The 26,231-nt window shown below is 53.5% G+C and carries 17 protein-coding genes; 11 read left to right on the top strand and 6 right to left on the bottom strand.

Annotated elements, in window-relative coordinates; all coding sequences use genetic code 11:
- Nucleotides 1-29: 29 nt before the first annotated feature.
- From prfA to ACJROR_RS12945, 3 genes are all read right to left on the bottom strand, one after another.
- Entirely contained in the window at nucleotides 30-1,121 is a 1,092-nt protein-coding gene (gene prfA / locus ACJROR_RS12935; protein WP_406547428.1) for a peptide chain release factor 1, read from the bottom strand.
- A gap of 284 nt (nucleotides 1,122-1,405) precedes the next feature.
- Nucleotides 1,406-4,462 carry a clostripain-related cysteine peptidase gene (locus ACJROR_RS12940; RefSeq protein ID WP_406547430.1) on the bottom strand — a complete coding sequence of 1,019 codons (3,057 nt, stop codon included), beginning with the start codon at nucleotides 4,460-4,462 and terminating at the stop codon, nucleotides 1,406-1,408.
- A gap of 43 nt (nucleotides 4,463-4,505) precedes the next feature.
- A complete protein-coding gene (locus ACJROR_RS12945; RefSeq protein WP_406547431.1) occupies nucleotides 4,506-7,856 on the bottom strand; it encodes a clostripain-related cysteine peptidase in 3,351 nt (1,116 codons plus the stop codon).
- A 415-nt stretch (nucleotides 7,857-8,271) separates the two neighbouring features.
- Here ACJROR_RS12945 and ACJROR_RS12950 point away from each other — a divergent pair, with 415 nt between their 5' ends.
- From ACJROR_RS12950 to radA, 5 genes are all read left to right on the top strand, one after another.
- A complete protein-coding gene (locus ACJROR_RS12950; RefSeq protein ID WP_406547433.1) occupies nucleotides 8,272-9,057 on the top strand; it encodes a hypothetical protein in 786 nt (261 codons plus the stop codon).
- Nucleotides 9,058-9,157: 100 nt separating this feature from the next.
- Entirely contained in the window at nucleotides 9,158-9,703 is a 546-nt protein-coding gene (locus tag ACJROR_RS12955) for a hypothetical protein (protein ID WP_406043718.1), read from the top strand.
- A gap of 54 nt (nucleotides 9,704-9,757) precedes the next feature.
- Nucleotides 9,758-10,612 carry a DUF5640 domain-containing protein gene (locus ACJROR_RS12960; RefSeq protein ID WP_406547434.1) on the top strand — a complete coding sequence of 285 codons (855 nt, stop codon included), beginning with the start codon at nucleotides 9,758-9,760 and terminating at the stop codon, nucleotides 10,610-10,612.
- A 132-nt stretch (nucleotides 10,613-10,744) separates the two neighbouring features.
- Entirely contained in the window at nucleotides 10,745-11,911 is a 1,167-nt protein-coding gene (locus ACJROR_RS12965) for a metallophosphoesterase (protein ID WP_406042118.1), read from the top strand.
- Nucleotides 11,912-12,006: 95 nt separating this feature from the next.
- Nucleotides 12,007-13,404 carry a DNA repair protein RadA gene (gene radA, locus ACJROR_RS12970; protein ID WP_406547436.1) on the top strand — a complete coding sequence of 466 codons (1,398 nt, stop codon included), beginning with the start codon at nucleotides 12,007-12,009 and terminating at the stop codon, nucleotides 13,402-13,404.
- 92 nt (nucleotides 13,405-13,496) lie between these two features.
- On the opposite strand, the gene ACJROR_RS12975 is transcribed toward radA, so the two are convergent.
- Nucleotides 13,497-14,360, bottom strand: a complete 864-nt coding sequence (locus ACJROR_RS12975; protein WP_406547438.1) for an Rsd/AlgQ family anti-sigma factor — start codon at nucleotides 14,358-14,360, stop codon at nucleotides 13,497-13,499.
- A gap of 325 nt (nucleotides 14,361-14,685) precedes the next feature.
- Here ACJROR_RS12975 and ACJROR_RS12980 point away from each other — a divergent pair, with 325 nt between their 5' ends.
- From ACJROR_RS12980 to ACJROR_RS13005, 6 genes are all read left to right on the top strand, one after another.
- Nucleotides 14,686-15,207, top strand: a complete 522-nt coding sequence (locus ACJROR_RS12980) for an RNA polymerase sigma factor (RefSeq protein ID WP_406040399.1) — start codon at nucleotides 14,686-14,688, stop codon at nucleotides 15,205-15,207.
- Nucleotides 15,208-15,269: 62 nt separating this feature from the next.
- Complete coding sequence (locus ACJROR_RS12985; RefSeq protein WP_406547439.1) at nucleotides 15,270-16,124, top strand: hypothetical protein; 855 nt, start codon at nucleotides 15,270-15,272, stop codon at nucleotides 16,122-16,124.
- 10 nt (nucleotides 16,125-16,134) lie between these two features.
- The gene (locus ACJROR_RS12990) at nucleotides 16,135-18,411 is read left to right on the top strand and encodes a peptidase domain-containing ABC transporter (protein ID WP_406547440.1); all 2,277 of its coding nucleotides are present in this window, start codon (nucleotides 16,135-16,137) and stop codon (nucleotides 18,409-18,411) included.
- Entirely contained in the window at nucleotides 18,404-20,965 is a 2,562-nt protein-coding gene (locus ACJROR_RS12995) for an ATP-binding cassette domain-containing protein (RefSeq protein WP_406547442.1), read from the top strand. The genes ACJROR_RS12990 and ACJROR_RS12995 overlap by 8 nt, the downstream gene beginning before the upstream one ends.
- Nucleotides 20,962-22,071: a hypothetical protein gene (locus ACJROR_RS13000; protein ID WP_406547444.1), complete on the top strand. Its 1,110-nt coding sequence runs from the start codon at nucleotides 20,962-20,964 to the stop codon at nucleotides 22,069-22,071. The genes ACJROR_RS12995 and ACJROR_RS13000 overlap by 4 nt, the downstream gene beginning before the upstream one ends.
- 410 nt (nucleotides 22,072-22,481) lie before the next feature.
- Nucleotides 22,482-22,796, top strand: coding sequence for a hypothetical protein (locus ACJROR_RS13005; RefSeq protein ID WP_406040409.1), 315 nt, complete (start codon nucleotides 22,482-22,484; stop codon nucleotides 22,794-22,796).
- A gap of 110 nt (nucleotides 22,797-22,906) precedes the next feature.
- Here ACJROR_RS13005 and ACJROR_RS13010 read toward each other — a convergent pair whose 3' ends face one another.
- A complete protein-coding gene (locus ACJROR_RS13010; protein ID WP_406547446.1) occupies nucleotides 22,907-25,456 on the bottom strand; it encodes a heavy metal translocating P-type ATPase in 2,550 nt (849 codons plus the stop codon).
- 188 nt (nucleotides 25,457-25,644) lie between these two features.
- Nucleotides 25,645-26,091, bottom strand: a complete 447-nt coding sequence (locus ACJROR_RS13015; protein ID WP_406040413.1) for a hypothetical protein — start codon at nucleotides 26,089-26,091, stop codon at nucleotides 25,645-25,647.
- Nucleotides 26,092-26,231: the final 140 nt, after the last annotated feature.

Consider the following 26,231-nt stretch of genomic DNA (forward strand, 5'->3'; position numbering starts at 1 on the left):
TTTTCGGATCCGTCCTGTTTCGGCTCGTCTTAGCCGGCCCGGGCCAGTTCAGCCAGCTGCGCTGCCTGATGCTCCTCAATAACCGGCAGTACCAGAGCGTCCAAATCCCCGTTCATGATTTCGTCAAGACGGTAAAGGGTCAGATTGATGCGGTGGTCGCTGACCCGGCCCTGGGGGTAGTTGTAGGTGCGGATGCGATCCGAACGATCTCCCGAGCTCAGAATGCTCTGCCGTTCCTCGGACTTTTCCTGAGCTCTCTTTTCTTCCTCCAGTCTGGCCAGCCGGGCTGCCAGCACGGCAAAGGCCTTTTCCTTGTTCCGATGCTGGGAGCGTTCATCCTGACATTCCACGACAATGCCGGAGGGGAAGTGGGTAATTCTGATGGCGGAGTCGGTTTTGTTGATGTGCTGCCCGCCGGCGCCGGAGGAACGGAAGGTATCAATGCGAATATCCTTGGGATCGATTTTGGGAGCCTCGGATTCCGGCACCTCCGGGAATACCATGACGGTGCAAGCGGAAGTGTGCACCCGGCCCTGGGTTTCCGTTACCGGTACCCGTTGCACCCGATGGCCGCCGGATTCGAATTTCATAATGCCGTAAACCCCTTCGCCGCTGACCTTGCAGATCATTTCCTTGTAGCCCCCCATTTCTCCCGGGGATTCGCTCATAATCTCAACAGACCAGCCCTTTTTCTCGGCATATTTGGAATAGAGCCGGAAGAGATCTCCGGCAAAGAGAGCGGCTTCATCGCCGCCGGTGCCAGCCCGGATTTCCAGGAAGGCATTGCTGTCATCCTTGGGATCCCGGGGAAGCAGCATGATCTGAATGTTCTTTTCAGTCTGAGCGATCTTTTCGGCATTCAGGGGCGCTTCCTCCTCTGCCATGAGCCGCATTTCTTCATCAGGGCTTTCTAGCATTTCCTGAATGGCCCGGGCATCCTGAACGGCGGTCTGATATTCCCGGAATACCTTGACCATGCTTTCCAGATCGGCGTATTCCTTGCTGAGAGTACGGAATTTTTCCTGATCCCCCACCACCTCCGGCTGGGAAAGGAGGCCCTGCACCTCCTCGTAGCGTTCGGCAATAGTATCCAGTTTGGCAATAATGGTATCTTTTAGCATCTTGGGTTTCTCAAAAGGGCAGCGCGGAAACAGGGCCGGAACTTTTTCTGACAAACGGCGATTTTCCTGAGCTTAATATCCATGCCGGACGTTCTGCAAATGGCCCTTGAATTCCTTTCTAAGTCAGATAAAAAAACAATTTTAAAATTGTGCCGATTTTATCACAGTTTTTATTATTTTGCTGATCTTCCGGGGATCTTTTAACAGGGGGCGCAGCCGGCGGCGGCTTTCCCGGAGCCGCAAAACTCCCGGATTTTCCCGGGGATCCCCGGGAAAACAGCCGGCTACTTTCCGGCAGAACGGGTAAAGCGGTATTCCTGATCGGCTGAAAGCTTCAGGAGAAGCTCGGCTCCGTCAAGGGAGTATTCCGGATCCATTTTCCGGCCGTCGGAGAAGGTCAGAAGAAGTTTTGATCCCGTAATGGCGCCCACCGCCTCGGACACGGCACCGTTTCCGGAAAACCGGAGTCTCAGGTATTTCCGGCCCGGAATCCCTGAGATCTCGAGACCGGTATTGAAGCCGCTTCCGGTCATCTCCCAGGTGCCGGAGAGCCTTTTACCCAGCTCGGAGGCGGTTTCCTTCGTGCCCGGGATAATTTTTTCGCCCCCGAAAAGCAGTTTTTCATGGGGCTTCAGAAGGATGCGGTCCTGATTTTTGTCAATAATGAAGGCAAAATCCTTAAACGGATGATTCCAGTCCAGGCGGATAAAGTTGTCACGAATGGCATAGGTTCCGGTATAGGTGCCTTTTTTCCCATGTTCTCCGTTATAGATCATGGTTACCTTATTGTCCTTGAAGATCCAGGTCTGGGTATCTCCCCGCCACGTGCCCTCAAAGTCTTTTGCGGTGATGCCGTCCAGAGGATAGAGGGCGATGCGGGTGCCGGCCCCCAGTTCAATAAGGTAGATAACCCGATCCTGCCCCTGGGAATCGATAAATACCTCATAGGAGGCCAGAGTTTCCAGTTTGCGTCTCGTATCCGGCTCCCGGTAAAGGATGAGCTCCGGCGGCGTCAGTCCCTGAGGCTTCAGGAGATAATTGAGAAGACCGATGCCCTTTTTGTCCCGGGTGGCCCAGGAGATCTGCCGGGGTCTTTGAGAGGCATCGAAATCAAATGAAATGGTGTCAAAGGTGGGCAAAAGATTGAGGCCGTCCCGCGCCGTCCTGGCGTAATAGCCGATGGTGTAACGCCCCCGAAGCGCGGCAAGATTCCTGCCGGTGGCGGCAATGAGCTCCTGCTGTCCGGGGCTGTTAGTTACCGGCAGGAAGTCAGTGTCCCTGGCGGCGGACTTTCCGCCCATGGTTTCGGTATTGAGGCCATAGGCAATTCTGGCGCCGTCGGGAATGTTGGAAAGGGCGAGAAAGAGCTCGTCATTGCTGTTAAAGCTGATGCGGGGCTTCGTCTCCATGCCGGTAACCATCTGTCCGTTGCTTTCTGTCAGATACCGGACCTCCGGACGGAAATATCCTCCCGGCCGCACGATGATTTCCTTTCCGAGGTCATAGTGATAGAGACCGCTTAACAGCAGGGTTTTGGTGTCGAATAACGCATAAACCCGCACCTCCTGTCCCAGAGGCGGATTAAAGTACCAGCCGGAGGCTGTAATGGTATCGAATTCGGTGTTGGTGTGATCCACCGTGATGTCGTAAATGTCCGTGCCGTTGGTTACCTGATATATCTGGCCGGTGAATTCCCGGAGGAACACGGTTTTGCCATCGGCATAATCCGGGAGAATATCGCTGAGATTGTTCTGGATCAGACTGGCGTCCAGACGATCCTGCTTGGCAAGATCCACCAGAAGCTGCTGATGATTGATGTAGGTGCGATCCGGCCGATCCTGATACTGCACCGCTTCTGCCAAAGTAGTCCAGAGAATGTTTTCTCCGTTCACTGCAAACCGGAGAGCGGTCTGAGTCAGGGGAGTTATGCTGTTAATGGGACGGAGGTCAAAACTGGCCGGATCAGCGGGATCCGCGCCCGGCCGGATTTCGGGAATGCCGATTTCAATGTCCGAGAAAAAGGGATCTTTGCGGCCGTGAAGCTCCTGATTTTTATAGAGCTCCGTAAAATATTCCCGGAAGCCGGATTTTTCCGAAAAGGGGTTTTTGTCATAGTTTGGAAAAACAGAGCCGCGGGATATGGGGGCGTACAGCGCGAGGCCCTTGGTAAACTTATAGGTGTCGCTGTTTTTAGTGTAAACCATAAAATCCCGTATTTTGGCCTTGATGGCCGCGATGCGGTCCCGGTAGGCGGGGTTTGCAATGAGAAGATGATTCAGCCAGTCATCAAGATCGATGGATGACATGGCGTTTTTCTGATCCTCAAAGTCGTTGTAGATTTTCTTCTGGCCGTAATGAAAGCTGTCAGTGATGCTGCGGGTCTGCCGGTAGGTATCCCGGGAGCTGTCCCTTTTAAGCTCTGCGGTCAGGTTTTTCATCTCCGCGGCGAGGGGCTCTGTTTTGGACATGTCGTAGAGGGAAAACGTGGCTTCCTTAGGATAGCGGTTATAGAACTCGATGCTGGCGTTCACAATGCCCTCGCCGGTTTTTCTGGTGGAGACGCCGGGCCGGAAGTGTTTCAGAAAGCCGGCATAATCCATTCCCAGTCCCGGCACGATCTGGGCGCTGGCCACGGTGTATGCCGCAATATCCCGGAAATTGTACAGAGCGTCCAGCTGTCCCATAAGACACATGTCCATTATGAGGAGATCCAGCTTCCCGGAGGGGAGTGTCCTAATTCCCCGGCGGAGGGCTTCCGCAAAGGATCCTGAAGACATGAAGCTGCCGGAACCCTCGTCCTGCAGCAGGAACGGCCAGCCGCCCCCGTGATCCCAGGCAATAAAGGCATATCTTTTTGCCGGGAAGTTGACGGCGGCATATTTGAGGAACTCCTCCGCCACCTTGGGATTTCCGGAATCCAGTTCTCCCAGATCCTGCAGCATTTCCGAAGAAACTGCGGGCAGGGGGACTTTGTTTTCATAATAAGCCGTCATGTCCAGAGCGGGATTATTCCTGACCCGGTAGAGCCGGGCCCCGTGCCAGTTCTGCCAGTCCTGGTAATAACCCTTGCTGCGGTCGATAAAAACCAGAATCTCGGTATCGTCATTCTTGCCCTGCTCCATTTCCAGAAGATCCAAAACCACCGCATCTTCCAGATTGTTGTCTCCGGCAATGTAGACCATCAGCGTCCATTCCCTTTCCGGAGTTTGTTTTCCGGAGGGGGAGTCCGCCAGAGCCTCCGCCGGACTCCAGAATGCTGTAAAAATAAAGCCGGACAAGAGGAGAATGCCGGAAAGACGCTTCGGGAAAGAAATCATTCCGGAGAAAATGTTAATATGCATGGATACCTCTTTTTCTGTGCTGTTTGCCGTATTTCCCGAGCCTTCAGAGCTGCTCGCCGGGCTGATTACGGGTAAATACGTAGGAGCCGCCGTTTTCAAAGCTGAGAGTCAGGCTTTCGCCGGAGGCTCCCTTTTCGTATTTGAAGCCGGCCTTAATCCGGGCTCCGTTGTCATAGCTTAGCAGGATTCTTGCGGATTCCGGAGATCCCACAGCCTCTGCGGTTCTGCCGTCCTCCGTAAAGCGGAAGCGGAGGAGTCCCTGCCGGCCGGCGGGGGTGATTTCAAGCGCTGTTACCTTGCCGGCGGCATTCCGGTACTGCCAGCGGCCCGGAACCTGCTCCCGGAATTCCCGGAGCGTCATGCTGCCGTCTGATACGGCCCGATCCAGAATAGAGTGCACCTTGCCCGCTGACATGATATAAAGCTTTTCATGGAGCCGATCCACGATAATGTAGTACTTGTCTTCCGGAAGTCCCGAAACCGTTAGCTCGTTATTTTTGAGAGCATAGGTTCCCTTATGGACGCCGACGTTGGCAGGAATCCGGGTACCGCTGTATTTGAAGGTAATCCGGCCGCTGTCAAAGGACCAGAACTGGTTTTCGGCGATCCAGGCTCCTTGGAGACTGTCCTCATTAATGTCCCGGAGCGGGAAGAGAGCAAAGCGGTCTCCGGTGCCCTGGGCGATAAGGTAGAAAATTTTCCGGCCGCTGTCATCGCGATCCATAAAGAGCTGAAAGGACGAGGCATTCCGGAAGACATTGTCCGTGCGGCCGCTGGCATCATAGGTTTCCAGCAGGGCCGGAGCCAGCGGGGCGTTCAGATTGCCTGTTACGAACATAACGCCCTGATCGCCGGCGGATGTGTTCCATGAGGGCCAGGAAAATCCCTTGGCTTTGATGCCGTCCTTCCGGAAGCTCAGAATCCCTCTGGTGGGCAGGAGATCCAGATCGCTTTCCATATTTGAAGCAAAATATCCCACCGCATAGCTGTCAAAGATCTCCTGAAGTCCGGCCTTGGCGTTATTCATAAGCCGGATCTGTTCAGGATTGTTTCTGATAACATGATCGCCGGAGGTCTGGGCCTGGCCCAGGGCTCCCGAGATGTTTGCCGAGGTCAGCACGTAGCTCACCCGGACATTATCGGGAAGATTGGCGAGAATCAGCTTGGTCATGCCCAGCTTCACGGAACCGGATACCTCAGGCTGCATTTTACCGGCAGCGTCAAGGTAGCTTAAATACGGTTTAAATACGGCATCCGGGGAGCATGGGGTGAGCCTGCTCCCCTTGCTGTCTGCGATTTGGGCGTAGACCTTCCGGTTGCTGTCAAATATTACCATAACCGGGATTTCTCCCCCGGTGCACTGATCCCGGTAGAGTCCGTATATTCTGATTTCATCCTGATTAAGACTGGTGTGATCCACGGTGACCTTTACCGAGTTCACGCCGTCGTTAAGCTCATAGGCCTGTCCCGGAATCTCTCTTATGAAGGAGGTGGCGCCGTCCCGGAATTTCGGCAGGTATTTCCGGGGATCGTTGATGCTTTCCGGAGTATGGTTCTTAAGATCCAGAATGTTCTGCTCGAAGCTTATATATTTCCGGTCAGGCTGAGCCGGATCGGAAACCAGCTGCAAAAACCTGAGCCAGAGAATCTGCTCCCCGGTGACATCGAAGCCCATGGAGTACTGGCTCAGCGGGGTGATGACCTTTTCGGGAACGAGCTCCTTTTTGCCGGGAGAGGACTTGATTCTGCCGATTTCCGGAGGGGATATTTGAGGCGCTGCTATTTTCATGTCCTGCTGCCGGGCATAGAGATCCGCGAGGTAGTCCTTAAGGCCGGACTTTATGGCAAATTCGGTGGCGGGGTAGTTTCTTTCGCGTTTTGGCCCCCAGACTGCGGGAATTACATTGTCCCGGGCGGCCATGTTTCTTTTGGTCAGAGGGAGATAGACGGAAAGTCCATGGGCATAATCATAGCCCCGGGTGTTTTCCGTATGAATGACGAGGCTGTTAAGAGCTTCCCGGAGTTCGGTGATTTCTTCCCGAAGCGAGCTATGGCTTTTTTCCAGAATGTCCAGCCAGTCAAAAATATCCACCGCCGACGGGCTTTCCAGTCCCTGTTCGGCTTCATCGAAGCCGGAGCTTTCATAATGGAGGGCGTCAACGGTGTTCCGCATGAGAGAGACGGCGTTAGCGGGGAGCTCCCGGCGGAGAGCGGAGACGAGATCCCCGAGACTTTCGGTAACGTCGTCCATGTGTCTGAGATCATAGAAGCTGAAGGAAGCGAGATCGCTTACGGCATTGTGCCTGTTAAAGAAGGCAATGTTTCTTCTGACGATTTCTTTTCCCAGAGCTTCCACCGGCATCTCCCGGGTGAAGAGCGGCAGAATGGCAATATAGTCAGAGGCGTAGGACGGAATGGACGGAGCGCTGGCCACCATGAAATCAGTGATTTTACGGGTTTCATAAAGAACATCCAGCTGGCCCATAAGGCACATGTCGTACATCACGAGGTCAAATTTCTTTTTCGGGAGAACCTGAGCGGCCCGGGCGGCGGCTTCCGTATATTCATGAACCGTCATGTAGTCCCCGTTTTCATCGTCACTCAAAAGGCCGTACCAGCCGTTGCCGTGATCCCAGCCGATAAGGGCATATTTTTCGGCGGGGTAGTTCTCGGCGGCAAATCTGATAAAGCTTTCGAGGTTCCGGGGATCCGACATGTTGATGCTGCCCAGATCCTTTATTACTTCCGAGCTTAGCCGGGGCGGGAGCAGGCTCATATTAAAGGAATCATAAAACTTTCCCATGTCATAAGAGGCGGCAGAGCGGCGTATTCTGTAGATCCGGGCGCCTTTTTCATTGCCGAAGCCGTCAAAAAACTCCGGACTGCGATCCATAAGCACAATGATCTCCGCATCTTCCGGCAGGGCCTTTTCCATTTCCAGCATATCCATGTGGGCAATGGCTTCCAGATTGTTGTCGCCGGACATATACACCATGATTGTCCAGGCCTTTTTATCATGCTGCTGATCCTGACCCGGGGCGGCTTCAGGGCCTCGGGAATATTCCGGCGCGCGGGAGAGAACAGGGGATACTGCCGCAGCCGGATTTGCGGGAGGCAGGTCTGACAGGGCGCTTTTTCCGGGAAGCGGATTTTCCGGAGATCCGGAGTAAGGGGAGGCATGAGAGTCAGAGCGAGAATGACGGCGAGGGGCAAAGGGATCCAGACGGTACCCCTCCGGGAGCGCCTGTTCCCGGAGGGCGGCAGGACTCCGAGAGGCTGTCGCATCATCTCCTGCGGGGGAGCCGCTGTCGCAGGCGGTTATGGTAAAGCCGAGACAGAGCAGGGAAAGGCACAGCGCGGGGGAGCCTTTGATAAAACTGCGAATTTTAGACATGATGCCTCACATATTCAGGAAGAAAAGGGGGACAGCGCCGGCAGCAGAGCTTAAAATTACCGGGATTCCCTGAGCGGGAATCGGGTAAGCGGCCTTTTCCGGTGAACCCTTGAAATTATAACGAAATTTTAAATATTAAAGCGGGGAAATGTTAATTATTAATTATTGCAAAATATATCAAATTATTAACGTGCAAAAAACGGAGCAGATCACAAAAAACAACGGCATAATCTCCTAAAATTGCTGAAAATGCTGCTGCCTTTCCGGGGACTCGCAATTTGCCGCAAATGATTTGAAGCAATGTGATTTAAACCGTAGGCATTTGCGGATATGTTTAAGATGATGTTTTAATATTAAATAACTTTTTATTTATTGAAAAATAATTCCCGGATCGCCGGGACTTGGGAAATTCCTGATGAAAAACAACAGACTTACAGGCTATCTAGCCGGAACTGCGCTGTTCGTCCTGTGCCAGGGCGTCAGCGCCGATACCCTTCCCCCGTTTAATCCGTTCGGGACACCGGCTCCCGGAAATCAGCAGGCTCCGGCCCCGGTAAATCCCGCTGCTCAGGCAGCCTTGCAGGGCTACTGGCAGGGAACAGCCACGAACGGTGCCGCGCTGATTTTTTATTTTGCTCCCGATGGCACGGGGTTCATGCAGATAAACGGTTCCCAGGGCAATTTTAGCTATGTCCTTTCCGGGAATGTCATCACCATTAATGACGGCACCTCTTCCGTCAGCTTTGAGTTTGCCGCGGGACAGGATATTCTCCAGCTAAAGGCAGAAGGGAATGTGGCAACCTTCTACCGGATGAAGCAGCAGCCTGGCCAGCAGCCGAACGCGCAGCAGATTCCGCAGCCGGTTCCTCAGCCTGCTCCGCAGCCCCAGACACCGGCATTGCAGCTTTCCGGAAAATATCAGTGCTCCTCTCCTTCTATGCCCCGCACTTCATTTGTTTATGATTTCACTCCGGCCAATTACGCGGTTTACGTTACCGTGCCCGGAACCAAGCTCAGGGACACCTTTATGGAATACGGAAGCTACCGGATTGAGGGAGAGCAGCTTATTTACACCGTGCTGCAGCATCCGGTGGCGACAATGGTGGGACAGACCGGCGTTAACTACCTTGCAGTGACCTCCGATGGCTTTTTAATGCGGACAACGGACACCGAACTTCACTGCGCCAGGAAGGTTAATTAAACGACCCGCATCGATGAAGAAGCATGGAGGATGTTATCCGCACCGCTTCATCGGCAAGGGGGATTTGCTTTCTGATTTGTTTGGCATTTGAGATTTTTTTATGAAAAGATACATACTGCGTTCGCTGGCTTTTGCAGCCTCTTTTTTAACACTGACCGCCTTTGCCGGCGTTAATGATGTCATTATGAGCATGGCTCAGCCCTCAGGTTCCTCCGGTTATTCCGGCATTGAGGCCGGCCGGGGCATTAACAGTCTGGAACGGGGCATTGCCGGAGGTCTTAATGCGGGAGCTTCCCCCCTTAAAAAACTGGAAAACCGGGGGGCTTCAGACATTGGCAGGATGCTTTCGGGGATCAATTCATCCATGTACGGCTTCTGGATCTCTCAGAATCCCAATATCCCCATGGTGCTGATGCTGGGAGAACAGTCTATCGGATCTCTGGGCTATGCCGGTCAGATTATGGGCTTTACCTATGTGATTCAGAATAACGCTCTCTTTATTACCGATATGCAGGGACAGCAGTACACCATTCCCTGCGTAATACAGAATAATGTCCTTACCATTACCATAAACAATGTGGCCTACAACCTAGTCAAGTACCAGGGGCCGCTGCCTCAGCAGGGACAGCCGGGCTTTGGCGGCTGAGCCGGGCCGGATTTTTTTACAGACGGAATTTGCGTTTTTTTGGGAATTTTGCATATGCATAGATTAATTAAGCTTGTACCGGCCGCGCTGCTGATGCTTTCGGCAGCTTCTCCGGCTGATGATTTTCCTCCGTTTTTCCCCGCTCCCGGTACCGGAGCCCAGACTCCGGGAACTCAGGCTCCCGGCCCGGGGGGCCAGACCGGCGGCACCGCGGTAGATACCGGAACCGGCATATACATTCCGTCAAATCCGCAGCCGCAGCCCCAGCCTCCGGTAACGCAGCCGGTTCCCCCGCCCATGCCTCAGAACAGCATTCTGGGCAAGTGGGGCGCTTATGCTGGCGGACAGTCCATGGAGTTTATCTTTAACCCGGACGGCAGCGGCACTCTTATTGCCAACGGGCAGACGATGAACTTTTTCTACGGCATTCAGGGGAATACCCTGATTATGTGCGGTGATCGGAACTGCGCCACCGGAGCCAATCAGCTTATGTTCTCCCTTAACGGCAATATGCTTTATATTAATATCAACGGTCAGAATATGCCCTTCCAGCGGGTGGCCGGAGGCGGCATGCCGGCGCCTCAGGTTCCGGTTAACGGCCCGGCACCGCAGCAGCAGGGACTTAACGGCACCTTTGCATGTCAGATTCCCAATAATCCGCAGATGCAGCTCTACCATGAATTTGCCGGGAATGTTTACCGGGTATATATGTCTCAGGGAAATATGCCTAAGACGCTTATCGAGGTGGGCAGCTATACTCTTAATGGCACTCAGTTTAATTACATGGTGCAGCAGTCCCCGAATCAGCAGATCGTGGGCACCTCCGGAACCAATATGATACAGTTTACCGGTAACGGCTATATCATGCAGATACAGGGCGGTTCCATTACCTGTACCCGGAGCTATTAGCGGCCGTTTTAGCTAATGACAGTCCCGCAGGCGAGACAATCTTCTCCCGGCGGGATTTTTTTTTGCCGGAGCAATGATTTTTGCTATACTGCCCCCCTGATCTTTCTGCCTGTCATTTCCTGGTGATTATCGATGCTCATCATGTTTTTTATTGTCTATCCGCTGTGCCTCCTGATCCTTAGCTGGTTTCTGCTGGTAAAGCCTCTCGGTCTCAGGCGGAAATGGGCGTTCCTGCTTCTTTTTGTTTATTTTTGCGGTTCCTTCAAGGATCTGATTTCCAATCTGTCCGGAGGATCTAACATAGTGGCCCCGGAAGCCTCCTATGAAGTGGTAACCTGGATGAGCACCCTGAATATAACGGTGATTATCTCCCTGTTTCTGGCTCTCTGGATTCATGCGGGCCGGTTCATCTGGAAGCTCCTGCACCGGGAACAGGCTGACAGGATGCTGAGCTTTCGCTGGCAGTATCTGGCAATTACGCTGGCAGCGGCAGTTCTGGCTATGGTCGGCCGCATGAATGCCGGAGCTTTGCCGGAAATTCATAAGTACACTCTGTTTGATGACAGATATCCGCAAACCTCCCGGGGATTTGTCAGAATCGCTCATATTTCGGATACTCATTTTGGCACCAGCGTGGGTCCGGAACAGGCCCGAAAGGCCATGGAAATGGTGAATCAGACAGAGCCGGATCTCATACTGATTACCGGCGACATGATTGACGGCCGTCCGGAAAAGTCCCGGGAGGAGACCGTATATTTTAAAAACCTGAAGGCCAACTACGGCATTTACGCCGTGCATGGCAATCATGAATACTATTCTTACCCCGATGAATGGGATCCGGTCTGGCGGGATCTGGGCATTACGATTCTGGAAAACGAGCATGTTCCCATAGTTATAGACGGAAAGACCGCGCTTTATGTGGCGGGCATCAGCGACCGTCAGGCTCTCCGGGTGCAGGATAAGAATTATGAGGGGCCGAACCCGGAAAAAGCTCTTCGGGGAATTCCGCCGGAAATGCCGGTGGTTCTTATGAGTCATCGCCCGGCGGAATTTAACCGGGTGGCTCCCATGGGTGTGGCTCTCACTCTGGCCGGACATACTCACGGCGGGCATATTGCCGGGCTGGATCGGGTTATCAAGCTTCTGAACGGTGGTTATGTGGCCGGGTATTATGCCAAGGGAGACAGCCGGCTGATTGTCTCCAGCGGCACCTTTCTCTGGGGCGGATTCTTCTGTCGTCTGGGGACGCCCCGGGGGGAAATCGCGGTGATCGATCTCATGCCCCGGAAGCATGATTAGCGAAAGGGCGTGATTCCGGAAATAACCTGCTTATGAAAAAGCGGCCGGGCCGGTACCTGATACAGGCGGGCCGCAATAAAAAACTGAGGGCCGTTATGGCAAAAAGTTCGTCTGTTTATGTTTGTTCGGCCTGCGGAGCCGAGTTTCCCAAATGGCAGGGCCGCTGTCCGGAATGCGGCGAGTGGAACACCATAGAAGAGACTTTGGCCCCTGCGGGAAATCGTCCGCTGCAGGTTAAAGCCGCTCAGGGCTCAGCATCTCGCGGCGGCAGATTTTCAGGATTTGCCGGGGCTCAGGAATCCGGAGCGGTGGATCTGGGGTCGGTGCCCCTGACGCAGATCCCGAGGATTCATTCCGGCTTCGGGGAACTGGATCGTGTGCTGGGCGGCGGCATTGTGCCCGGGTCTGTGGTGCTTATCGGAGGCAACCCGGGAGCCGGAAAATCCACCCTGCTCCTTCAGATGGTGAGCTTTCTGGCTGCGAACGTGAAGGTGCTTTACGTTACCGGAGAGGAATCGTTGCAGCAGGTGGCTTTGCGAGCAGGGCGACTGGGGCTTAATACCGCCAAGGTGCGCATTGCCACGGAAACCGGGGTGGACAGGATAATCTTTCTGTGCGAGAAGGAAGAGCCGCAGGTTCTCATTATCGATTCCATTCAGGTGATGTACATGGATGGCATTTCCTCCGCTCCCGGCAGTGTTTCTCAGGTGCGGGAGAGCGCCGCCGCTCTGACGCAGTTTGCTAAAAGGAAAAATATCTCCGTCTTTATGATCGGGCATGTCACCAAGGAAGGATCCCTGGCAGGTCCCAAGATACTGGAACACTGCGTAGACTGCTCCCTGCTCCTGGAGGGGGATCGGGATTCCCGCTTCCGCACCCTGCGCTGCCAGAAAAACCGTTTCGGAGCCGTGAACGAGATCGGGGTTTTTGCCATGGTGGACAAGGGCCTCCGGGAAATAGACAACCCTTCGGCCATTTTTCTTAATCGGACGGAGGTCGTAAGTCCGGGATCCGCCGTCATGGTGATCTGGGAGGGCTCCCGGCCTCTCCTGGTGGAGCTCCAGGCCCTGGTGGACAGCACCCAGTACGGCAATCCCCGCCGGCTCACCATTGGCACCGAGGCCAACCGTCTGGCCATGCTCCTGGCGGTGCTGCACCGGCATGGCGGCGTGTCCATGGGAGATCAGGATGTGTTTGTTAACGTGGTGGGCGGCGTTAAGGTGGAGGAGACCAGCTCGGATCTCCCGCTGGTGGCGGCTCTCTTGTCCAGCTACAACTCCCGGGCGCTGCCGCGGGATATGGTGATCTTCGGGGAAATCGGACTTTCGGGGGAAATCCGGCCGGTGCAGAATGGCGCAGACAGGCTAACCGAGGCCTACAAGCATGGCTTTAAACAGGCTATCGTGCCCAAGGACAATGCGCCCCGGAAGAAAATTCCGGGCATGACGGTTTATCCGGTATCCAGCCTGTCAGAGGTAATGAGTCTGATCTGAGGGGGAGTGGGGAGCTTTGGAGGAACAGCTCTGTCCCCGCATTCCGGAGAGTCGGAAGCCGGGACTTTATGCAGATGAATGCCAGTTTAACGTTAGCTGAAAAGATGCTCCAGATCCCTTTGCAGGAGATCCTCGCTGCCGTTGCAGTTGAACTCCACAATGCGCCGGAGCTCGGTCATGCTGTCAATGTCGATGCTGGTGCACACCACCCCCACGGAGGAACCGTCCACCCGGGCCACCCTGACATCGAAGGTAATGGTGATCTCCGGGCTGATGGCAATGTCCAGCGTGCCCTCGTCTCCCTTCTTCACCTGGGCGGCATCGTGAACCTCAATAAGGGCGCTTTTGATGGAGATATCCTTGACGGTGATTTCATGCTGCCGGCCGTTTTTCAGGGTCAGCATGCCCGGGGATTTGTAGGCTACCCGGGAGAACTGCCTCTTTTCCCGGATCTCGGGGGACGCGGCCGCCTCGGACATGGTATTGTCCATGATCTGGAGAGCCACCACCATGCGATCCTCATGCTTGAACCGAACCTCCATCAGTTCTCCGATGCGGGTGAGGGCCTGCCGGATCAGGGGGACGTTTTGGTCGTTAAGTCCCTCAGAATACATATCGTTGAACTGCAGCAGTTGTTCCGTGTTGTCCTCGATGCGGGGCACCAGTCTTCTGGCAATGGTCAGCCGGCGGTTGGAAACGTGCTCCATGATGGTCAGAATTTTCGGGTAGATGACAAAGTGCCCGCGGGTCAGATAGTCCACCAGGGCCTGGCAGAATTCGTTAAGCTGTTTTCCGGCCTCTTCCCGGGAAAGAGTTTTTCCGTCAAGCTCGTCCGGGATGTTCAGGATTTTAAAATAATCCACAATCAAAGTCTCGCGTACCTGGATCATGTCGTTTATCCACTGAAGATTTCCCTTGGATACCTGCTTTGTACGTTCCAGAGTGGTTAACAGCATAATATTCTCCCAGTCGTGTCATCATATGATTTTGAGAACCCGCGCCTATTAGAGTATAGCCGAGGCCGGTTTTGATTTTTGCCGGCCGGATTGCACTTTGATGCTTAACTTTGTTTTTTGAAAGGAAATGCGAACAAAGTGGCATTCCGGGGGGCTTGTTTCTGAAAATTCTTCGCGTGTCCGGAAAGGGCGTTCCGGTCTGAGAACCCGGAAACCGTGATTATAACGGGGTAAAGCGGCATGACGGGACGAATGATCTTTTTTTTTAGGGCAAAGGTGTGCATAATTACCATGGCAGTGTATTTTGCGGAGTGCTGTATTTGAAATGATTAACGAAAAAGAGATGCAGGCGTACTACCAGGAAATCGCTCCCAGACTTACCAATTACCTTGTGTCCGACGGCACGCCTTATGAGCAGGCCTGCGACATAGTTCAGGAATCATTTATCAGAGTCTGGCAGCACCGTGATAAGCTGACAGCCGAGGACAGCATATCGGGACTGGTGTTTCGGATCGCCAAGAATATTAAGATCGATAATTTCAGAAAATACCGCAAAGAGGTGCTGGTCGAAGAGTACGAGGATTCGGTGGTGCCGGCGGTGGAGGATAATCAGGAGAACAGTCCTGAGGATACCCAGTATCTCAGAAGCTGCATCAACAAGGCTCTGGACAGTCTGAACAAGGATCTCAGAACCTGCTATACGTTGTATAATGTCGGTGAAATGCCCATAAAGGATATTGCCGAAATGCTGGGCATATCCGAATCTCTGGTCAAGGTGCGCATTCACCGGGCGAAGCTTTTTCTGGCGGAAAAGCTGCAGTATCTCCGGGATCAGGGGGATTTCTGACGGGCATCGTCTTTGACGCTTAAATTCTGGAGCTAATCGTGAGATCATCTTCCCGGGATTCTGTGGGTATTTTAAAATGGCGGAGCTCTTCTGTTTCCGCTTTTTTTGTTCTCTTTTTCGTCACTCTGGTTTTTATTCTGGGGGTGGTCTGGAGCTGCTCCGCCCGCATTACGGAAAGAGTAAAAGGAGAGGGCATCACCCTGCTCAGCGGCGGCATCAGAACCGTTTATGCCCAGGGCGACGGCATCATTACCAATATGAATGCCAAAACCGGAGCTCTTATCAGTCAGGATGAGGTTATTGGCATTATCCACAATTCCGCCGATTATCAGAAATTTGCCCTCCGGCATGATAATAACAGCGGCGAAGATCCCGGCGACATCCGTCTTTACTACAGCAGATACTGGCTCAGAAGCCCGCTCACCGGCCGGGTGATAGAAATTTTTCAGGACGAGGGCACCTACGTGAAATCGGGAGATCCGGTGGCTATCGTAGCCTCTTCCCCTGATGAAGGCATTTATCTTCTGGCGGTGTTCAGCGCGGAAAATTCTAAAAGGATCCGGGTGGGCATGAGTGCCTTCTTTTCGCCCCGGGAGGCCCCGCCCTCCAGATACGGCTATATTCGGGGCGTCGTCCGGGAGATCAGCGGCTCCCCGGTGAATCAGGAGGCGATTGTGCAGGAGCTTTCCAACGAATCTCTGGGCCGGGAGCTTTCCAAGGGCCGGGCCATGTACCGCGCCGTGATTCAGCTGATTCCCGACCGTTCCAATTCCAGCGGCTATTCCTGGACCTCCGGGCAGGAGTTTCAGGACAAAATCGTAAACGGCGTGATGGGGGAGGTTACGGTAAATGTGGAATACAAACCGCCTGTAGCATACCTTCTGCCCCGGCTGGCCAGTATTCTGGGATTGCGCTGAGGAGCCTTCCATGTTCGGCGCGCGCTGTTTTAACACTCCCGTTATTCTCCAGATGGAGGCCCAGGAATGCGGCGTCGCATCGCTGGCCATGATTCTGGGCTGGTATGGCATTTCCGAAAATCTGGACAGCCTCAGGGATCGCTGTCATACCGGGCGGGACGGCATCAGGGCCTCCGTTCTCCTGGCCGTGGCCCGGGAATGCGGTCTTAAAGCCCGGGGGCTCAGGGCCGATATTGCCTATCTCAGAACCCTGCGTCATCCGGTGATTCTTTTCTGGCAGAAGCAGCATTATCTTGTTTTCAACGGAGTGAGCCGGGACGGCCGGAAATTTTATCTTAACGATCCTGCGGAAGGAGAGCGCACCGTGCTCCTGGATGAGATGGAGCAGAGCTATTCCGGAGTGGTGCTGGAGTTTTCCGGCGGGGCGGATAATGCCGGCTGGCGCGGAAAAATGCAGCGTTATTTCTCCCGGAGGCAATCCGGCGATTTTGCCCGTTTTCGCAGTCTGTTCGGAAATTTTCACAAGGAGCTTCTCCTGATTTTCTGGAGCCTCTTTCTTTTTATTCTGACGGTCTCGCTGTTTCCTTCGTTTATCAAGCTCTGGGCGGACAATGTTCTTCTGGGCAGCGACAACTGGATCTCCGGCGCGGCAGTTTCCTTCGGGGTGGTCATTATTGCCCAGCTGGCGGTTCTGGCTGTTTATAACTGCTTTTCCGCAGATCTGCTCCGGCGGGTAACCGTTAAAAAATGCTATAAGTCCCTGCGGGATCTGTTTCGGCAGCCCCTGATGTACTTCCGGCACCGCACCCCAGGCAGCATTCAGGGCAAGGTTCTGGCTCATATCCGGCTGACCAGGGAAACCTTTGTCAGAATGACCGCTCCCGTTACCGTGGTTTCCGCTCTTACTCTTCTTATCGGAGTGATGTTTTTGGTTAACCGGGAGATGACCAGCTTTATTCTGGTGTTTATTGTTCTTGAGGGCATTCTGATTCGCATTCTCTGGGAAACCCGCATTCGTCAGGAAAAGATTTATCAGGCCAGGAGAGATCATTGCTTCGATGCGGTGCATCAGGGACTGGATATCTACCGGGATCTGAAGCTTCTGGGACGGGAGGATGCTCTTTTTGACCAGTGGTCAGAGGAAATGCTCCGGTTAACCTGGTCTCTGGAAAATATTCGGCTCCGGAATTCGCTGTTCCGGAGCATGTCCCAGGCCGGGGTGGTGCTGGGCAATGTGGTCATTATCGGCATTGGTTCCTTCAGAGTGGTTTCCGGAGAGATTTCCATCGGAGATCTTACGGAGTTTGCGTTCCTCATGCTGGCGATTTCCATTGCCTTCCGGGAAGTCATAGCCATGAATCTTAAGTTTGATTCCCTGTCTCCGGAGGAAATGAACATTGCCGATTTGGAAAAGATCCGGGATCCCGGCTGTTTCCGGGAAGGCCCGCCGGCTGAAGCCGCTCCGGTTTCCGGCGGAAAAAGTTCTGTGCCGGGATTGACTGTGCCGCTTGCCGCAGGTTCTGACAGGGCCGGAGAACCATTTCTGGGGCCTAATGCCGAGCTCGTGCTGGATAATGTCTCCTTCTCCTATCAGGACGGCGGCTTTGCCATCAGGAATTTTTCTCTGAAAGCGGCGCCGGGGCGCGTGGTGGCCATAGTGGGAGCCAGCGGTTCCGGAAAAAGCACCGTGGCCAGAATCGCCGCCGGCCTCCTGGCACCTTCTGAGGGCAAGGTTCTTCTGGGCCGTTATCCTCTTTCTGAAATCACGGCGGAGTCCTTCTATGCTCATGTGGGGTATACCGCTCAGGAAAGCCAGATCTTTACCGGCACGCTGGAAGAAAATATAACCATGTTTGATCCTCTGGTGAACGTTTACGATTACTGGCGCGCGCTCCGGGACGTAGGACTGGATGCGGAGTTTATTGAACGGGGAGTGGGAAACGCCTGCCGCATCACCGGCAACGATGATTACCTTTCGGAAGGGCAGCGGCATCGGCTTTCTCTGGCCCGGGCCTTCTATCGCAGAACTCCGATCCTTATACTTGACGAGGTCACCGGAGCTCTGGATACCGTCATGGAACAGAATATCTACAAGGCGGCCCGCCGGCGGAATGCCGGACTGATAACCGTTACCCACCGTCTGACTCCGGTGCGTTATGCCGATGAAATAATCGTCATGGAGGGGGGAGAAGTCCGGGAACGGGGAACCTGGGATGATCTTATCAGGGCAGACGGGCTTTTTAAGTCCATGGTGATGTCGGAAAATCCCGGGAGGAGCCATGGCTGATCAAAAGGTTCATATCGGAGAGGGCAGCCGTTTTTCCGAGGACAGCCAGTATTTCAGAAACGGATTCAGGATCCTCCGGGGCTCCCTGAGCGTTTTCTGCAACTATATCGGGAACGCTGCCTTTCGCATTGGATCCATGGGAGAAGGGGATACTCTTAAAAGGTGTGAATTTGACGATGTATTCAGCCTTTTTGTGGTGGCGGAAACCGATCTCGACATTTTGCTGTACTCTGAAGAGGTTCAGGACAGCGTATTTGAGACCTCCCTTATCCGGGCTCTCTATCGGGAGTATCCGGAAAGTCCTCGCATCATCACCCTGAAAAATCTTCCGGAAATGGTATATGCCCTGGTAGGAGAACGGGAAAGCTTTGACCGGAATCTCAGGCGGCAGAATCGGAATCTTATCGCTTATGACATTAATGCTCTTCTGGGAGAGCAGTCCGGGATGGGAGAACCGGAGGAGAATGCTGTTTCCCGCCGCGGCTCGGTTCCCAGTAAAAATGCGCTTCTGGGAATAGTCCGGGAAATTGCCGAGTGGCGCGGACTGGAGATCCATGACGGGTGGTCAGTTTTTGATATTCCGGTGCTGTCTCTGGAAGAAAAGCTTAAGGCCTTTGCGGAAATCAACGGTTTCCGGATCCGCCGGCTCCGGCTTTCCGGAAATGTTATCAGAGCGGATAACCGGTATCTGGTGTTCCGCCAAACCGATGACAGCCGGAAGCGGATTCCCATGATACTGTCATTAGCAGGGGGGCATAACTGTCTCAGTTCCTCCCTGAAGGGCGGCGCCCGGGAATTTTTCAAAAAGAACGCTGTTCTTCCCGTGGAGAACGAGGCCTACGAATTCCTGTTTCGGGAGCCCGAGACGGACAATTCCCTGAAAATGGTGTTTCGAAAGAGATCCGGCTACCGGATCATTTTTCTTTTGTTTCTCATTTCCTCCCTGTTAATTTACGGCATTACGCCCTTTTTTGCGGATTATTTCGTATCCGGGATTCTGCCCTTCGGCGAAGAGGACGAGATTTTCCGGTGCTTTATGTTTCTGGCCTTGCTGATTCTGGTCTGGGGCGGTTTTGAAATGGTTCCCCGCATGCTGCTGGATGCGGTTTCTGTCAGAAACACCGAGTGGCAGTGCTTCCGGATAATGGATAATTTCTTTCTTTCCCATCCTGACCGCATTCGCAGGTTCAGCCGGGGAGATCTGATGCGCGGCATTCTCCGTCCGTTATCCGGAGCCTCCAGAAACTATGATTCGTTTTTTGCGTTTTTTTTGCATTCCAGCGTGATCCTGGCGGCGCTGATACCGCTTTTTGCCATCGGAGGCCCGGCTGCGGGGATGGCCAGTCTGCTTCTGGCGGGCTTTTTCGGGGCGGTGGCCTGTCTGGTAACGTTTTTGGCTATTGTGAAGGCCCGGGAGGCGCAAAAGTACCGGGAAAACTACCGCAGGATTATCAGGGAGACTGCCCAGGGCATTGTGCATGTGAGAGCCTGCAATGCTGAAAACAATGCAGCCCGGAAGTTTTTGAAGTCTTTTGTTCCCGGCATGGAGGCGGAGAGCAGCATGCGCATTCGCACCGCCTTGTACCATTATTGTGTGGCTATTTTTCCGGTGCTGTCTCTGCCGGCTCTGCTCATTATTATGTCTTTTTTTGAAAAGACCGCGCTTTCCGAAAATCTGGCGGTGCTTATAGCCGGATTTTTTCTGGTTACGGCCGTGGTGAATCTGGCGGTTCATGCCGTCCGCTGGAGATCCCGGAAGCAGGAGAGCCGGAATGAGCTTTTGGAGGATGACGGTAATTCTCAGGCCGGCAAGATCGTGCGGATTCTTGACGGTCATGTGGAGGTCAAGAATATTTCCTTTCGGTATCAGGGGCAGGAGGAATACGTATTTAAGAACGTTTCCATGGATATCGCTCCGGGGCAGTTTGTGGCTATTGTGGGGCCGTCGGGTTCCGGCAAAACCACGCTGATACGTCTTCTTCTGGGAGAGCTGGGCCTGGAAAGCGGGCAGATCTTCTGGAGCGGGCTCGGACAGGGGGCTCTTAATCTGCACTTCCTGAGACGGCAGGTGGGCACTGCCATGCTGGACAGCACGGTCTTTGCGGGCACCATTCTGGATAATATCGTGATCGGCACCGCTGCCGGGGAAGAGGAAGCCTGGAAGGCTCTGGAGCTGGCCTCCTTTGCCGCCGAGGTGAGATCCTGGCCGATGGGAATCCATACTGCCATTTCCCGGGATCGCATTTCCGGAGGTCAGATGCAGAAGCTGCTTATTGCTCGGGCTCTGGTAACCAATCCCCGGGTGCTGATACTGGATGAGGCCACCTCGGCCCTGGATACCATTTCTCAGGATCGCATTCTCAGCAATATTTCCCGCATGCACATTACCAGAATTGTTACCACCCACCGCATGAGCACGGTGATTAATGCCGACAGGATTTATATTCTTGACCGGGGCGGCATTCAGGATGCCGGAACCTACCGGGAGCTTATGGGGAGAAGCAAGTTCTTCCGGATGCTGGCTTTGGGGAAAAACAGGGAGGATCATTCATGAAAATACCGTACATGCTTCCGGTTGTTTACACCTCGCTGGTAGTGCTGCTATGGGCTCTTTTTGCGTTTTCGGAATACACCCTGATAAACCGTGATTTTCAGGAGGAGTACCGGGATGCCCGGAAGGCTCAGGTGGAGGCTGCTGAACACTTTATTATCGGAGTTCCCTACAATAATGAGTCCCCGACTTCGGTGCAGGCGGTAAATGATTTGGAAAAGGCGGCAGAAAGGATCAACGCCGCCGGGGGCATCATGGGCCGCAAGGTAATGCTCCGAAAGGAAGGGCAGGTACGCAGCACCGTTTCCTACTATGCCTATCTGGAGGAGGTTTGCGCGCCGTTTGACACTGCGGTGTGCATCGGCCCCTTTGATACCAGGCATCTCATCTCCGGGAGAGCCATCACCCATGAAAAGTCCGTCCCCTATATCTCCCCCGCAGCGGAAAAGATCAACGGTCTTCCGCCGCTGGATAATGACAACTTTGTCGGCTTTCATCCGGAGCTCCGTCATTTCACGGACGTGGTATTTAACGATATTGCCGGCAAGGACATTAAAAGCATTCTTTTTATCTGTCCGGATCGGGATTCCTATGGCGATCTCTTTTGCACGGATATTGAATCCCGGTTCAAGGGGAAGTCGTTTTTGGGCATTTACCGGGTAAATTATCTATTTCCTCTGAATGAGACCCCCAGCGTGCTTATGGATACCTATTTGCAGAACCCGGATCTGGGAGCGATTGTTTTTGCCGGGATGAACCGGGATCTCCCCAGCATGGCGCGGATTTTAAGGGACTATAACATTAACGTTCCGGTGTATACCAGCAATGTGATTTCAGTAAAAACCGCTAATGTGTATAACGGCATTGCCTGGCATATCCCCGTGCTGGAAATAGCAGGTCAGGAGCTTAATTCCACCGGGGTTCCGGAATCTGTCAAAAGCTCCTACACCATTTCGGAGCTTATTCTGAGAACACTCAAACGAGTGCTGGAAAGCACGGAGTACGATCCCGGCACCCTTCCGGCAAATTTGCGCCGGGAGGTTAAGGAAATCAACGAAAGCATCGAGGCCCGGAAGAATATCAGACTGGAAAAGCTGAAGAATCGCTGATTGGCGGCACCGAGAGTCCTGGACTTGCTCGTGGCTGAAGTTAATACAGTGTCTGACGAATAGTACAGGGGTATTAATCAGCTTGTTTATTCGGAGGTGGTTTAAATGCCCCAATGAAGCGGGAGAAAGGAGAAAGTAACGATTTTGACTTTGCGCAGTGCCTAGGATATACTTGCCGGCTTGTTTGTTTTCAGTTTAGCTTCTGTGATTTTCCGGAGGATTTTTCATCGACTGCGCAGTTACGGATCAGGCAGCCTTGTCTTCTGCCGAATGCCGATGCAGCCTTTTGATCATTTGCAAAAAAAATGAAGTTTTTCTGCAAAAAGTGTAACCTTGGGAAGATTCGTACGTTTTAAGAACAGAAAGGCACATCATAACAGTGCAAACATATCTCAGGAAGGGTGAACGCTATGAACAACGATATCGATTATGTAGACAGACTGGTGCGCAAGGCATACAACGTACAGGCTCCTAAGTGTCCGGATTTTGCAAACATTGCTCTGGAACCGGATAGCGAGCTCTGGGGCGAAAAGGAAGAAAGCAAGCAGGGCTTCTTCGGTTCTCTGATGAGCCTCATCAAGAGCAAGAAGGAAAGCGTGAAGAGCAGATTTGAAGAGATGTCCGATCATTCTCTCGATGGAATCTGCGCTGCCGGTCAGGATGAGAAGCGTGATGAAGAGGAAACCAGAGAGGCTGATGACGAACTTGATAATGATAAGAAGTAACAGCAAAGTCGCAATCAAAATCAAAAAGCATTCCCATGGATCTCAGGAAAGAGCACGGAACCCCGGAAAGAGCGAGCCTCCCGGGGTTTTCAGTTCTTTAATCCTGATGATTATGTCCGGGAGATGGGCTTTCCGCTCAGGGAGTTAAGCTCAAAGCCGCTTTCTGTAATCGCTGTCCTGAGACGATCTTCTGCAACCTCTCCGGAGATGGTAAGCACCGCCTGTCCCTTTTTGTGGCTGACTTCGGCGGCGGTAACCTCCGGAAGCTCCTCCAAGGACTTGCGGACAGCGCGTTCGCAATGCTCGCATTTCATGCCGGAGATCCGGAGCAGGATCTGGTTATCCTGAAGCTCCGGGGCTCTTTCAAAAACCTTTTTGAATACTCCTGTAATGTTCATTTTTTGGTGTTCTCCGTTATTCTGATGGAAAAAATTAAGCCTGAGCGCATTCCCGACAACGGTAATGCTGGACAGGGACATGGCCGTGGCCGCAAATACCGGGTTCATCTGAAATCCCAAAAGGCTGTAGAAGCAGCCGGCGGCCAGAGGAATGCCCAGAGCATTGTAGATAAAGGCCCAGAAAAGATTTTCCCGGATGTTTTTAAGCACGGCCCGGCCGAGCTTTACGGCGGTAACCAGATCATTAAGCCGTGAATTCAGGATCACCGCATCCGCGGCATCAGCGGCAATGGCGGTTCCGGAACCCATGGCAATGCCGAGATGAGCTGTCTTCAGAGCTACGGCATCATTGATGCCATCTCCGGTCATAGCGGTGATATGCCTTTTGTTAAGATCCCGGATAATACCTGCTTTGTCTTCGGGAAGGAGTCCGGCCCGGAAGTCCGAAATGCCGGCGGCAAGAGCAGCCTTGCGGGCTGCAGGATCATGATCCCCGGTGAGCATCAGGGTCTCAATTCCCATGCGGCGCAGTTCGTTAATATTATCCCGGACTCCCTTTCTCAGACTATCTGCTGCGGTGAAATATCCCAGAATGGTATTTCCGGAAGCAAAATACAGCAAGGATTCCCCGCTTTGAGAGGCTTCCTCCGGCTCCGGGGGCAGATCCGGGATTTCCCGGGAGAGGAAGCGGTAGCTGCCGCCTCTTATGATATTTCCGTTTATTACCGCGGAGACTCCCAGTCCGGGGAAGCTTTTGAAATCCGAGATCGCCGTGCTGTCAGTAGCTTCCTCTGCTTTTCCGGCGGCGCTCTTCCGGAGCTTTTCTTCAGCGCAGGATGTTGCTGCCCGGGCCAGAGGATGCTCGCTCTTATTTTCCAGAAGATACGCTGTTCTTAAAAGCTCTGTCATGGCAGTGCCGTTCAGGGTTTTCACGGCGGTGATGCTGATATCTCCGGTGGTCAGGGTGCCGGTTTTATCGAAAATCACGGCAGTGAGTCTTCCTGCAGTTTCCAGAGCGGCGGCGCTTTTAAAGAGGATGCCGTGTTTTGCGGCAACGCCGGAACCGGTTACCACTGATACCGGGGTGGCCAGTCCCAGAGCGCAGGGGCAGCTTATTACCAGAACGGCAATGGCGGCGTTGAGGGCAAAGCCGGCTTCTGCTCCTGACAAGAGCCAGGCAATCAGCGTAACTAATGAAACAGTGAGAACCGCCGGGACAAACACCCCGGCAATTTTGTCAGCGGTACGGGCAATGGGAGCCCGGGAGGCCTGAGCCTCTTTCAGGAGAGTGATGATCCGATAAAAGGCGGTCTTGGATCCGGTATTTTCCGCCCGGCAGGTCAGGCAGCCATCCAGAACCACCGTGGCGGCTTTAACCTGAGAACCGGTCTCTCGGAATACCGGAAGCGCCTCTCCGGTAAGAGCGGCTTCATTGACGGATCCGCTTCCGCATATCACGGTGCCGTCTCCTGGAATACGCTCTCCCGGACGAACAATAAAGATATCGCCCGGAACCATATCTGCTGCCCGCATGGTAATTTCTGCACCGTTTTTCAGAACCTGTGCCGTATCCGGATTCATGCTCATAAGGCCCCGGAGGGAGTTCAGGGTTTTATCCCGGGCTCCTGACTCCAGGAGCTTCCCCAGGGTGACCAAGGTAAGAATCATGGCTCCGGATTCAAAGTACAGAGGAACAGCGGAGGATTTCGGAATCAGGGGAGCGGGAACAAGATCCGCCATGACGAGGAGCATGATGCATGACCAGCCGAAACCGGCCATTACTCCCGTGGCTATGAGGGAGTTCATGTCCGGACTCAGTTTGAACAGAGCCCGGATGCCGCCTCCGATAATGCTTCTGTTAACCATTATGACAGCTGCGGCCATAATCCCCTGCATAATTCCGGACGCCAGCGGAGACAAAGCGGCAAATTCCCGAATGAAGGGCGGCGGCCACACCAGAAGGAGCAGCGGTATCAGGAGAGCGAAGCTGACAAAAAGACGATTTTTAAGATGGCGGGAAACATCTGATGTCTCCGGAATTTCCGGAGCATCCCCGGAAACAGGGACGCAGCCGTAGCCAGCAGCTTTGACGGCATTGATAATGGTGTCAGGAGCTATGCTGTCAGCGGTTTCGGCTCGCATGGCACCGGTAAGAAGGCTTACCGCAGCTGCGGTAACGCCGGGGAGCCTGGTAACAGCCTTTTCTACCCGGGAGACGCATGCGGCGCAGCTCATGCCGGTGATTTTAAAGTTTTGCTGCATAGATTTTGAAGGAGCAGTTAAAAAGCGGGGCCCGGGATTATTTGCAGCATACCTGAATGCGGAAAACCGGAGCTTCAGGCGAGGCAGCGGGACAGAGCAGAGAACACTGCTGCTTAAGAAGATCCCTTCTTTTGCAGCCTTTGCCCTGTCATTTTGTTTTCAATCCGGATGACCATTTTTTGCGGTTATTATTTCTTTTCGGCGTCCTCGTTTTCCTCATCGTCATCATCGCTGTCAAATACCTTGTTCCAGAGAGCCTCTCCGAAATCAAGAATATCCGCCCGGCCGTTGTGGTCGGCATCCCGGGTGGCGGCTGAAAGCACTGAGAAGGTTTTGCTGACGCCGTTCTTGCGGGATTTCAGAGCGTTGTAGGTGTTCACAGCGCTGTTAACCTCCGCTCTGGAAAAGCCCTGAGATTCCACAGCTCTTTTAAAGCGTTCCGTGGTGGATACGCTGCGGCGATCCCCGGTTTTTTTAAGACGGCGCATCACCTCCCGAAAAATTCTTTCATCCTCGGAAAGCTTACGGGAGCTTCTTCCGGAAGAGCTGCGGGTGCCGGTACGGGATGTCGTACGTTTCTTCCTGATGGTTTTTCCGGCCAGGAAATCAATAATGGTTCCCAGAAGTCCTGCCATGTGTGAATTCCTCCTGCTAGGGCGTGACTGTGCAGATCAGGCGCATGATTATTGCGATGCTGCTGATAACTGCTGCTTATTTTACTTTCATTCCGGAGTCTTTCAGTGAGATTTGGTGAGAATTGTTACCAGATATGTGA

It is taken from the genome of Succinimonas sp. (assembly GCF_045225735.1).
Classification (GTDB): Bacteria; Pseudomonadota; Gammaproteobacteria; order Enterobacterales; family Succinivibrionaceae; genus Succinimonas.